The 11,966-nt window shown below is 57.1% G+C and carries 8 protein-coding genes, 1 tRNA gene and 2 rRNA genes; 8 read left to right on the forward strand and 3 right to left on the reverse strand.

Annotation, left to right across the window (positions count from 1 at the left end):
- Nucleotides 1–63 precede the first annotated feature (63 nt).
- The 6 genes from A3K92_RS00390 (at nt 64) to A3K92_RS00415 (ending at nt 7,211) form a co-directional block, all read left to right on the forward strand.
- Nucleotides 64–906: a ribose-phosphate diphosphokinase gene (locus tag A3K92_RS00390; protein ID WP_088884394.1), complete on the forward strand. Its 843-nt coding sequence runs from the start codon at nt 64–66 to the stop codon at nt 904–906.
- 378 nt (nt 907–1,284) lie between these two features.
- Nucleotides 1,285–2,773: ribosomal RNA gene (locus A3K92_RS00395) — 16S ribosomal RNA — on the forward strand.
- A 53-nt stretch (nt 2,774–2,826) separates the two neighbouring features.
- Nucleotides 2,827–2,904: transfer RNA gene (locus A3K92_RS00400), tRNA-Ala, on the forward strand.
- 107 nt (nt 2,905–3,011) lie between these two features.
- Nucleotides 3,012–6,041, forward strand: a 23S ribosomal RNA gene (locus A3K92_RS00405).
- Together the 16S and 23S rRNA genes with 1 tRNA gene alongside form the textbook arrangement of a ribosomal RNA operon.
- Nucleotides 6,042–6,162: 121 nt before the next feature.
- A complete protein-coding gene (locus A3K92_RS00410; protein ID WP_088884395.1) occupies nt 6,163–6,639 on the forward strand; it encodes a magnesium-dependent phosphatase-1 in 477 nt (158 codons plus the stop codon).
- A 5-nt stretch (nt 6,640–6,644) separates the two neighbouring features.
- On the forward strand, nt 6,645–7,211 hold the full coding sequence (locus A3K92_RS00415; RefSeq protein ID WP_088884396.1) for a DUF366 family protein: 567 nt from the start codon (nt 6,645–6,647) through the stop codon (nt 7,209–7,211).
- Here the strand turns inward: A3K92_RS00415 and A3K92_RS00420 are convergent.
- On the reverse strand, nt 7,205–7,813 hold the full coding sequence (locus A3K92_RS00420; RefSeq protein ID WP_088884397.1) for a diacylglycerol/polyprenol kinase family protein: 609 nt from the start codon (nt 7,811–7,813) through the stop codon (nt 7,205–7,207). The genes A3K92_RS00415 and A3K92_RS00420 overlap by 7 nt on opposite strands.
- A gap of 45 nt (nt 7,814–7,858) precedes the next feature.
- On the reverse strand, nt 7,859–8,731 hold the full coding sequence (locus A3K92_RS00425) for a PhoI (protein WP_088884398.1): 873 nt from the start codon (nt 8,729–8,731) through the stop codon (nt 7,859–7,861).
- Between the two features lie 128 nt (nt 8,732–8,859).
- Between A3K92_RS00425 and lysS the strand changes: the two genes are divergently transcribed.
- Nucleotides 8,860–10,440 carry a lysine--tRNA ligase gene (lysS, locus tag A3K92_RS00430; RefSeq protein WP_088884399.1) on the forward strand — a complete coding sequence of 527 codons (1,581 nt, stop codon included), beginning with the start codon at nt 8,860–8,862 and terminating at the stop codon, nt 10,438–10,440.
- Here the strand turns inward: lysS and A3K92_RS00435 are convergent.
- Nucleotides 10,393–11,127: a class I SAM-dependent methyltransferase gene (locus A3K92_RS00435; RefSeq protein ID WP_088884400.1), complete on the reverse strand. Its 735-nt coding sequence runs from the start codon at nt 11,125–11,127 to the stop codon at nt 10,393–10,395. The two genes, lysS and A3K92_RS00435, sit on opposite strands and share 48 nt — an antisense overlap.
- A 252-nt stretch (nt 11,128–11,379) precedes the next feature.
- On the opposite strand from A3K92_RS00435, the gene A3K92_RS00440 reads away from it, so the two are divergent.
- Nucleotides 11,380–11,964: an indolepyruvate oxidoreductase subunit beta gene (locus tag A3K92_RS00440; RefSeq protein ID WP_088884401.1), complete on the forward strand. Its 585-nt coding sequence runs from the start codon at nt 11,380–11,382 to the stop codon at nt 11,962–11,964.
- Nucleotides 11,965–11,966: the final 2 nt, after the last annotated feature.

The following is an 11,966-nucleotide window of genomic DNA, read 5'->3' on the forward strand; positions in this document are numbered from 1 at the left end:
TATTTGAATGGGTCATCTTTAAAAAGGTCGAAGTTTTACAGGTTTGCGGCAAAGGTGGTGAACATGATAATAGTGGGATCGGGTGCCGTTCATCTTAAGGATGAGCTACTCAACTTTGGAGCAGAGGTAGGGGAGATAGAGATAAGCCGTTTCCCCGATGGGGAGAAGTACGTCAGGGTACCTCTCTGTGGAACAGAGGCGACGGTTGTTCAGTCTACCTACAAGCCTCAGGATGAAAACCTGATTGAGGCCCTTCTGATAGGAGATGCCCTCCGGGAGAGGGGCTTTGAGAAGCTGAAGTTGGTTGTTCCATACTTGGCCTATTCCCGCCAGGACAGGGTAACGAAGGAAGGCGAACCCATAAGCGTGAGGGCCGTAATGAGAACGCTTGGTCTTTACTACGATGAGCTCTACGTCGTGGACATTCACAATCCCAAAACACTTGACTTCTTCCCAGGTAAAGCCTTCAACGTCTCCCCGGCCAGGTCAATAGCGGACTACTTTGGAGACAAGCTGGGAGAGGGCATAGTTCTTTCCCCTGACAAGGGTGCTCTATCCAGGGCCAGGAAAGTTGCAGAGGAACTTGGGGTTGAATACAGCCACTTTGAAAAGCGCAGAATTTCGCCAACACAAGTGGAGATGAGACCGGTTGAAATAGACGTCAGTGGGAAGAACGTTCTGATAGTGGACGACATAATAAGCACAGGTGGGACGATGATAAGGGCTGCTGAAATCCTTAGAAAGTTGGGGGCAAGGAAAATCTTCGTTGGCGTTACCCACGGGGTTTTTGCCGAAGGTGCTGTGGAGAAGGTGAGTAACGCTGTGGACGAGCTGGCTGTGACCAACACCATACCCACTCCTGTCTCGAAAATCAGCGTTGTCCCAGAGATAATCAGGGTTCTCTAGCTTTTCGCTTTAACATTTTAATGTTAAATTTTTTTTGTAGCTTTTTTTAGTTTTTGAGTGGTTTATTTTCAAAAAACGGGCCCTTTCAGTCATTTTGCAAAAATTTTGTATCACAAGGGTCTGCCACTATTGGGTGGAGCGCCCGAACAGGGCGCGAGAAACCCGGGCGCCAAGACGGCGGCGTCGGGGGGAACGGGTGCAAAGCACCCAATATGAACCCCGCCCTCCAGCCCGGGTCACAAAAAGGTGCGCTCCCGAGGAAACGCCGAAAGGCGGACCCCTCGGGGGTAAGGCAGGCCCGACATCCCGACCAAACCCCGGACGGGAATTTTGGTACTTCCCGCTAAGGGAAGTCCCACCGGCCGTACTCCTTGCTCAATTCCGGTTGATCCTGCCGGAGGCCACTGCTATGGGGGTCCGACTAAGCCATGCGAGTCATGGGGCGCGCTCTGCGCGCACCGGCGGACGGCTCAGTAACACGTCGGTAACCTACCCTCGGGAGGGGGATAACCCCGGGAAACTGGGGCTAATCCCCCATAGGCCTGAGGTACTGGAAGGTCCTCAGGCCGAAAGGGGCTTTTGCCCGCCCGAGGATGGGCCGGCGGCCGATTAGGTAGTTGGTGGGGTAACGGCCCACCAAGCCGAAGATCGGTACGGGCCATGAGAGTGGGAGCCCGGAGATGGACACTGAGACACGGGTCCAGGCCCTACGGGGCGCAGCAGGCGCGAAACCTCCGCAATGCGGGAAACCGCGACGGGGGGACCCCCAGTGCCGTGGCATCGCCACGGCTTTTCCGGAGTGTAAAAAGCTCCGGGAATAAGGGCTGGGCAAGGCCGGTGGCAGCCGCCGCGGTAATACCGGCGGCCCGAGTGGTGGCCGCTATTATTGGGCCTAAAGCGTCCGTAGCCGGGCCCGTAAGTCCCTGGCGAAATCTCACGGCTCAACCGTGGGGCTTGCTGGGGATACTGCGGGCCTTGGGACCGGGAGAGGCCGGGGGTACCCCTGGGGTAGGGGTGAAATCCTATAATCCCAGGGGGACCGCCAGTGGCGAAGGCGCCCGGCTGGAACGGGTCCGACGGTGAGGGACGAAGGCCAGGGGAGCAAACCGGATTAGATACCCGGGTAGTCCTGGCTGTAAAGGATGCGGGCTAGGTGTCGGGCGAGCTTCGAGCTCGCCCGGTGCCGGAGGGAAGCCGTTAAGCCCGCCGCCTGGGGAGTACGGCCGCAAGGCTGAAACTTAAAGGAATTGGCGGGGGAGCACTACAAGGGGTGGAGCGTGCGGTTTAATTGGATTCAACGCCGGGAACCTCACCGGGGGCGACGGCAGGATGAAGGCCAGGCTGAAGGTCTTGCCGGACACGCCGAGAGGAGGTGCATGGCCGCCGTCAGCTCGTACCGTGAGGCGTCCACTTAAGTGTGGTAACGAGCGAGACCCGCGCCCCCAGTTGCCAGTCCTCCCCGCTGGGGAGGAGGCACTCTGGGGGGACCGCCGGCGATAAGCCGGAGGAAGGAGCGGGCGACGGTAGGTCAGTATGCCCCGAAACCCCCGGGCTACACGCGCGCTACAATGGGCGGGACAATGGGATCCGACCCCGAAAGGGGAAGGGAATCCCCTAAACCCGCCCTCAGTTCGGATCGCGGGCTGCAACTCGCCCGCGTGAAGCTGGAATCCCTAGTACCCGCGTGTCATCATCGCGCGGCGAATACGTCCCTGCTCCTTGCACACACCGCCCGTCACTCCACCCGAGCGGGGTCCGGGTGAGGCCTGGTCTCCCTTCGGGGAGGCCGGGTCGAGCCTGGGCTCCGTGAGGGGGGAGAAGTCGTAACAAGGTAGCCGTAGGGGAACCTACGGCTCGATCACCTCCTATCGCCGGAAATCCCGTCCGGGGGGTTTAAGGGATGTCGGGCCTGCCATAGGTGGGCCGGTAGCTCAGCCTGGTATGAGCGCCGCCCTTGCAAGGCGGAGGCCCCGGGTTCAAATCCCGGCCGGTCCACCACGAAGAGGTGCACATCCCGAGCCCAGCTCGGGGTGGAAGGGCCTGAGACCCCGAACAGGGGTCACGATGAGGGCCGTGCATAGGCGAGCTGGTCCAGAAAACGCCCCGCCCGGTGGCAACTAAGCCGCCTGGTGGATGGCTCGGCTCGGGGCGCCGACGAAGGGCGTGGCAAGCTGCGATAAGCCCCGGCGAGGCGCAGGCAGCCGTCGAACCGGGGATTCCCGAATGGGACTTCCCGCGGCTTTTGCCGCACTCCCAGTCGGGAGGGGGAACGCGGGGAATTGAAACATCTTAGTACCCGCAGGAAAAGAAAGCAAAAGCGATGCCGTGAGTAGGGGCGACCGAAAGCGGCACAGGGCAAACTGAACCCCGGGCCGAAAGGTTCGGGGGATGTGGTGTTGCAGGGCCCCCGAAAGACCCTCGCGGGCGAAGCCGAAGTCCGCTGGAACGCGGCGCCGTAGAGGGTGAAAGCCCCGTAGGCGTAAGCCCGCAGGGTCTTGGGGTGTCCCTGAGTACCGTCGGTCGGATATCCGGCGGGAAGCTGGGAGGCATCGGCTCCCAACCCTAAATACGTCCCGAGACCGATAGCGAACTAGTACCGTGAGGGAAAGCTGAAAAGCACCCCGGGAGGGGGGTGAAAAGAGCCTGAAACCAGGCGGCGATAGGAGGGTGCGGCCCGAAAGGGTTGACCCTCCCCGAAGGAAACACGGGCGACCGTGGAGTACGAGGGGAGGTGACCGGGGTTGCACCGTCCGTCTTGGATCACGGGGCAGGGAGTTCACCCGAGCGGCGAGGTTAAGGGGGTCAGCCCCGAAGCCGCAGGGAAACCGACAGGTCCGCAGCCCGTAAGGGCGAGGGACGGGGTGTGAAAGCGCCCGGAGTCGCTCGGGTGAGACCCGAAGCCGGTCGATCTAGCCCGGGGCAGGGTGAAGTCCCTCAACAGAGGGATGGAGGCCCGCTAGGGGTGCTGACGTGCAATTCGCTCCCGTGACCCCGGGCTAGGGGTGAAAGGCCAATCGAGGCCGGCGATAGCTGGTTCCCGCCGAATTATCCCCCAGGATAGCCCGGCCGGAGGTAGGCGGTGGGGTAGAGCACTGATTGGGGGTTTAGGGGGAGAAATCCCCCGGCTCCCTGTCAAACTCCGAACCCACCGCCGCCGTAGATGGCCGGAGTAGGGGGGCGGTGTAAGCCGTCACCCGAGAGGGGAACAACCCAGACCGGGGTTAAGGCCCCAAAGTGCCGGCTAAGTGTTACTCCAAAGGGTGTCCCTGGCCTTAGACAGCGGGGAGGTAGGCTTAGAAGCAGCCATCCTTTAAAGAGTGCGTAACAGCTCACCCGTCGAGGTCAGGGGCCCCGAAAATGGACGGGGCTTAAGCCGGCCGCCGAGACCCCGGCGCACGGACCGATTGGTCCGTGATCGGGTAGGCGGGCGTGCCGATGGGGCGGAAGCCGGGCCGTAAGGTCCGGTGGACCCGTCGGTATTGCGGATCCTGCCGGGAGTAGCAGCATAGCCGGGTGAGAATCCCGGCCGCCGTAGGGGCCAGGGTTCCACGGCAATGTTCGTCAGCCGTGGGTTAGTCGGTCCTAAGCCGGCCCGTAACTCGGCGCCGGCGAAAGGGAAACGGGTTTATATTCCCGTACCGCGGTGGTAGGTGCGGCAACGCAAGCCCGAGGGGTGACGCCTCGGGGTAGGCGGACCGGCCCACAAGGCCGGCTAAGCGTATAAGCCCGGGGAGTGCCGTAATGGCGAGAACCGGGTGAAAGCGCGAATGGCCTCCCGTAAGGGGGGTTCCGCCGATCCCTGGGGCCCGTGAAAAGCCCCTCGGGAACGATCCACCGCGACCGTACCGAGAACCGACACTGGTGCCCCTGGGTGAGAAGCCTAAGGCGTGTCGGGGGAAACCCAGCCGAGGGAACTCGGCAAATTGGCCCCGTAACTTCGGGAGAAGGGGTGCCTGCGGGTGCGTAACCCGCAGGTCGCAGTGACTAGGGGGGCCCGACTGTTTAGTAAAAACACAGGTCCCAGCTAGCCCGAAAGGGTTTGTACTGGGGCCGACGCCTGCCCAGTGCCGGTATGTGAAGCCCGGGTCCAACCGGGTGAAGCACCGGTAAACGGCGGGGGTAACTATAACCCTCTTAAGGTAGCGAAATTCCTTGTCGGTTAAATGCCGACCTGCATGAATGGCGTAACGAGGTCCCCACTGTCCCCGGCTGGGGCCCGGCGAAACCTCTGCCAGGCGCATATGCCTGGGACCTCCGGTGGGAAGCGAAGACCCCATGGAGCTTTACTGCAGCCTGCCGTTGCCGTACGGCGGGGGGTGCGCAGCGTAGGCGGGAGGCGTCGAAGCCCGCCCTCCGGGGCGGGTGGAGCCGCCCATGAGACACCGCCCACCCTCTGCCGTACGGCTAACCCGCGGAAGCGGGGACAGCGGTAGGTGGGCAGTTTGGCTGGGGCGGCACACCCTCGAAAAGGTATCGAGGGTGCCCTAAGGTCGGCTCAGGCGGGTCAGGAATCCGCCGTGGAGTGCAAGGGCAAAAGCCGGCCTGACTGGACCCGTAACAGAGGCGGGTCCAGCCGCGAAAGCGTGGCCTAGCGAACCCCTGTGCCTCCCCGGTGGGGGCCAGGGATGACAGAAAAGCTACCCTGGGGATAACAGAGTCGTCTCGGGCGAGAGCCCATATCGACCCCGAGGCTTGCTACCTCGCTGTCGGCTCTTCCCATCCTGGCCCTGCAGCAGGGGCCAAGGGTGGGGGTGTTCACCCATTAAAGGGGAACGTGAGCTGGGTTTAGACCGTCGTGAGACAGGTCGGATGCTATCTACCGGAGGTGCTGGCCGCCTGAGGGGAAGGCTCCCCCAGTACGAGAGGAACAGGGAGCCGCGGCCTCTGGTCTACCGGTTGTCCTACAGGGCAACGCCGGGCAGCTACGCCGCAGCCGATAAGGCCTGAAAGCATCTAAGGCCGAAGCGGCCCCCGAAAATAGGCGGCCATTCCTGGGCGTTTGGGCCTGGGCGACCGGTCCGTTGCCCAGGACGAGGGCTCGGGAAGAAGACCCGTTTGATGGGGCGGGGATGTAAGCGGGAAGGGAAACCGACCCGTTTAGTCTGCCGCTCCCAACAGCCCGAGTGCCCCGGGCGGGGCGTCTGATAGGCCAGCTCGCCTATGCACGGCCCTCATGTGACTTAACTCATGTCTCTTCTATTGAACCTAAACCGCAAGAATTAAAGTCCTTCAATCGCTTTATCTCCGGTGATTCTTATGAAACTGCTCGTTCTTGATCTGGACGGAACGCTATGGGATCATGAGGATGCATCCCGCCTAGTTCCTCCTTTTGAATTCCACAGTGATTACCTGGTCGACGCCTACGGGGATGAGCTTCACCTTTTTCCTGGCGTGCGGGAGTTCCTTGAATGGGCCAGCTGGCGCTTTATCCTGACGATAGCCAGCTGGAACGTCGAGGAGAGAGTTAGACCTATTCTTGAGGGCTTCGGCCTCTGGGACTACTTCCTGTTCCCTAAGATAGAGGGCCACCCAAACAAGGCCGACATGATAAGGAGAACACTTGAGGAACTAGCCTCAATCGGCTACACTGTTGAGGACGTTATCTACGTGGACGACAGGGAGCTTCACGTGGACGAGACTAAGATGACTCTTCCAGAAGTCGACTTCATCCACATGTGGGTTGATGTAAATTCTTTTGAAGAGCTTAGGCAACTTCTCGAAAAGATGAGGTGATCGCGATGGAACTACTGGTCGTTAAGGATAAGCGCATTGACTACGACGGCTCGGCCATCCAGAGCCATTGGGCCTACAGGAACTTTGGAATCCTCGGGAATTCGGTCGTCGTCTTCCGCGGAAAGTGCGACGTCAAGGTCGAGGAGATGATAGACATAGAGGATCTTCGCCAGAGCAAGGAAATTAAAAGCGACGACATGGTGCACTACATAATCGAGGTCTTCGACCTCGTAAACACTCTCTTTGCCTCAACCCTTCAGAAGCTCTTCATAGCGAAACTCTGCGAGGTTCTTGGGGAATACGGCGTGAAAACAAACAGAAAGGGCGACGACATCTACGTGAACGGCAAGAAGCTCAGCATCTCTATAGCTACTGTTTCACCTGTAAGCGTCAAGATTCACATCGGAATAAACGTCGAGGCTAAAGGAATTCCCAAGGGCGTCGATGCCATCGGCCTCAAAGAGCTCGGCATCACCGACATCGAGGACTTTATGGAGAAGACTGGAAAAGCCCTCGTTGCTGAGTTTGAGAAAGTGAAGAAGGACAGCCTGAAGGTCAGATGGGCTCAGTAGAGGGGGTAGAGCAAACCTCCAACGAGAGGAACGGCCAAGTTGTCGTCGAGCAAGCGCTGATACTCTGCGAGGGTCAGCATAGCCGCCCATCCTATTTTTTCAACTGTTCCTGCATTGAGAAAAATGAACGCTATTATTACTGCCGTGACGAAGTAGCCCAGGCTCCCGGTCCAGTGCTTCTTGAGCTTTACATTAAAGCCGTGCCTTTTGAAGTAGTAGTGTCTTATTATTCCCGTAACCCCGTCGCTTATCGCCATTGCAAGCAGCAGAGCGGTAGCGTATTCAATCGGGAGTGTGGCTGAAATAACGGATGCCGAGAGAGCAAAGAAGACCTCGCCGTAGTTGTGCTCTAACTGGTACCAGCTCAGCTCCCTTCTTCTCAGGTGAGGCCACAGCTGGATTAAACCAATGAGAAATGCCGCCCCGCTGAAAATCCACCGGGGGATAAGCCCCCAGTAGAACATCAGTATCGCGGGCACGACACTGAGATGTATCAACTTCCTGTTGATCCACGCCCACTCCTGCCCGAGCTTTTTCGTGAAGGCGATGGTGCCGATGATAAAGAGCACGCCTATTGTAACCGCTTCGGGGATGTTGATCATACCGATTTCACCAAAAATGAAAGAGGAGTTGAGAGTTATATATCTTTACCCGAAAGCCGTCATCACCTTGTGGAGCGCGCCCGCGAAGTCCTCCGCATGGACTACAACATACCAGTCGTCGGTTCTCGTCAGTTCCCCGCGCGACTTCCCAATTAACTCGCCGTAGAGCCCCTGGATCTTAACCCTCGGCTCTGTAGTTGAGAGCTTCAGCGTTATCTCGTTTGGCTTCCCGTTCTCCCAAACCACTCCAACCTTCAGGCCCGCTTTGGTCTCCTTTCTCTTCCTGAGGCCCAGCTTAAGGTAGCGGAGCCTCTCCTTAGGAACACCACTCTCCTCTGCCTTATCACGGAGGTATTCGTTCGCAAGTGTGAGGCCGTGCAGGCCGAGAGCGTAGCCGAAGACGGGAATTCCGAGGTCTTTTCTGGTTCTCCCCTTGTAGGCGTAGACCTCTATCTTCCTCCCCGCCCCGCGGGAAGCGAGGTAGAGGCCGTTCGTCTCATCCCTCCTGAACTCGCTCAAAAAGTCTGCCAGCGTTTCGTAGAACGAGAACGGTATCGAGAAGCTTGCCCACGTTCCCCATACCCTCGGCGGGGCCGAGACGAAGCCCATCTCTTCAAGATGGTATTCGAGGGGCTTTAGCCTCAGTATCAGGAAGCCTTTCTCTGTAAGCTCCATCTCCATGATTGCCCTCTCTCCAGGCACCAGAGCAAACTTTCCATCGCTTTCAAAGTCCTTCGCCTTTAGCAGTCTGTCCCTTCTTAGCTTTCTCTCTTCCTTTGAACTTACCACGACGGGAATCGGCGTTTTCCTCCCCGTTTCTTTGTCGTACGGAACCTTAAAGCCAGCCTTCAGTAGCTCTTCCTGAATTTCGAGCGATGCTGGAAAGAAGGCCTGCATCCTCTTTAGTTCAACTTCCATGGGGATACCTCCTTACATTTTGCAGTAGTTTTTACTATGTTTACTTATAAACTTTTCTTTATGATTCGTTGCAACTGGACAAGCTTAAGCTTAAAAGGGGCTGAGAGGAGCTAGGCCAGGTGGTGAGAATGGTTCACTGGGCGGATTACATGGCCGAGAAGATAATCCGGGAAAGGGGCGACAAGGAGGAGTACGTCGTCGAGAGTGGCATTACTCCGAGCGGTTACGTTCACATAGGCAATTTTAGGGAGTTCTTCACGGCTTACATAGTCGGCCACGCCCTCAGGGACAGGGGGAAGAAGGTTCGTCACATCCACATGTGGGACGACTACGACCGCTTCAGGAAGGTCCCGAAGAACGTTCCACCGGAGTGGAAGGAACACTTGACGAAGCCCGTCAGCGAGGTTCCCGACCCTTGGGGATGTCACAAGAGCTATGCAGATCACTTCATGGAGAAGTTCGAGGAGGAAGTGAGAAAGCTCGGCATAGAGGTTGATTTCCTCCACGCAAGGGAGCTTTACAAGAGCGGTGAGTACGCGGAGAAGGTGAAGCTTGCCCTTCAAAAGCGCGATGAGATAAAGGCAATCCTCGACAAGTACCGCGAGAGGGCCAAACAGCCTCCCCTTGAGAAGGACTGGCAGCCGGTTATGATCTACTGTCCGCACTGCAGGAAGGAGGCCCAGTTTATTTCGTGGGACGGCGAATGGAAGGTTAAATACCGTTGCGAGCACTGCGGCAGGGAAGGCGAGACCGACATAAGGGAGGGTAACGTTAAGCTCCGCTGGCGCGTTGACTGGCCGATGCGATGGGCGCACTTCAAGGTTGACTTCGAGCCAGCTGGAAAGGACCACTTAGCCGCTGGAAGCTCCTACGATACCGGCAAGGAAATATCTGAGAAGGTCTTCGGCTGGAAGGCCCCTATGACCCTCATGTACGAGTTCGTTGGAATCAAGGGGCAGAAGGGCAAGATGAGCGGTTCAAAGGGCAACGTTATCCTCCTCAGCGACCTCTACGAGGTTCTTGAACCCGGGATAATCCGCTTCATCTACGCGAAGGCGAGGCCCAACAAAGAACTGAAGATTGATCTCGGTTTGGGCCTTCTCAACCTCTACGACGAGTTCGACAAGGTCGAAAGGATATACTTCGGCCTTGAGCACGCCAAGAACAAAGAAGAGGAAGAGGAACTCAAGAGAACCTATGAGCTTTCCATGCCAAAGGTTCCCGAAAGGCTTACGGCTCAAGCCCCGTTCCGCTTCCTTGTTACGCTCGTCCAGATGCCCCACCTCGACGAGGATGGCATAATCCGCGTTCTTCAGGAGCAGGGTCACGTTCCCGAAGAGCTCACCGATGAAGACATTGAGAGAATCAAGCTCCGCATTAGGTTGGCCAAGAACTGGGTCGAAAAGTACGCTCCCGATGATGTCAAGTTCAGCCTGCTTGAAAGACCACCCGAGATTGAGCTCGAGCCGGAAATCAGGGAGGCAATGCTCGAAGTGGCTGAGTGGCTGGAAAGGCACGAGAAGTTCACCGTTGATGAGCTCAACAACGTTATCTTCGATGCCGCCAAGAAGCGCGGAATCCCGAGCAAGAAGTGGTTTAAGGCACTCTACAACGTCTTCATCGGCAAGGACCGCGGGCCGAGGCTTGCCCCATTCTTGGCTTCACTCGACAGGGAGTTCGTTGTGAGAAGGCTTCGCCTCGAGGCCTGATTTACTTTTTGGAATGTAGATCTGGAAGTAGCTGTGCTCGTTTATTTTTTCACTGTGTATTTCTTTGAAATATAGCTTCGCCAGCAACTCGACTGCAGTTTTGCCCCATATGTTAAAGCGGACCCTGAACGTGTCTTCCTCGCTCTGGAACTCTATCACAACGGTTTTTTCGTCCTTATCTATCAAGACCCTGCTTATCCAGTATTCCGCACCAACAACCTGGCCGTTCATGAGAACCGGAAGGAGCTCCCTTAAATCCGTGAACTGCAGAATAAACCTTCCCCCTGGTTTCAGTACTCTGGCTATCTCCCTGAATATCTGGTTTAGCTCCTTCGGCTCAAAATGAACGAGGCTGTCGATGAAAAGGACGTAGTCAAAGCTGTTTTCTCTGAAGGGGAGGTTTTTAGCATCTCCCTCCACGAATTCTACCTTTGAGCGCTTGTCCCTCGCGAACTCTCTAGCCTTTCTGATCATCGAAGGACTGTAGTCCAGCCCAACAACTTCGAAGCCAAGATCCTCCAGCAGGAAGGAGAATCCGCCAACCCCACAGGCCAGGTCAAGAACCTTCCCCCTCTCGGGCATGTGCTTGAGGAGGAGTGGCTCCAGAGTCTCCAGCCTCTTCTTGTACTCTTCGGAATAGATGTCACTATAGGCCTTGAAGACCTCGTAGTACTTCTCGAAGGACATATTCTTTGATTCTCCTCACACCTTAAATATTTGTCCATCTCTATTCCCGGTATTGGGGCTCCGTTGAGGGGAGCTTAACACTCTCGAAAGACATGGCTGGTGTCTGAACGTTTTAGCTCGAAAGAACGCTTTGGTTCTATCTTTGACTGGGTAAAACTGAATGGGAATGATCTTCGAAGAGCTAATACTCTGGGCGAATTTTTTTGAGCTTAGGTTTTTATTTCTCACCTCCAATCTTCTCCGGTGGTGCTCATGGAGTTCAATCTCATAATAACCGGCGTCGGTGGTCAGGGTGGATTGACACTCTCGAGGATAATCGGGAACGCTGCTATGGTTGAAAGTTACAACGTCAGAATCGGCGAGACCCTTGGAATGAGCCAGCGCTACGGTAGTGTTCTCAGCTACCTTCGCTTCGGCGAAGAAGTTTATTCTCCCCTAATCGAGGAGGGTGAAGCCGATTTAATGCTTGCACTCGAGCCTGCTGAGGCCTTGAGAAACGCGCGCTTCCTCTCAAAGAAGAGCGTTGCCATAATCAATGCCTACCCGATTCACACGGCAACTACTTTGGTCGGCAAAGAAAAGTACCCAGAGCTCGATGAGATAAGGGAGGCCATTGAAAGAATCTGCCCGGTTCATATGGCCAACTTCCAGCGCGAGGCGGACAAGATAAACCCGAGAACGCTTGGCGTTCTGATGCTCGGCTACGCCTACGGCAAGGGGCTAATCCCCCTCAAGCGCGAATCCCTGACCGAGGGCATAAAGCTCACCCTCCGCGAGAAGCTCTGGGAGATGAACTTCAAGGCCTTTGAGCGCGGCGAGGAACTGGCTAAGGAGTGAGC

This window comes from Thermococcus gorgonarius (assembly GCF_002214385.1).
Lineage (GTDB): Archaea > Methanobacteriota_B > Thermococci > Thermococcales > Thermococcaceae > Thermococcus > Thermococcus gorgonarius.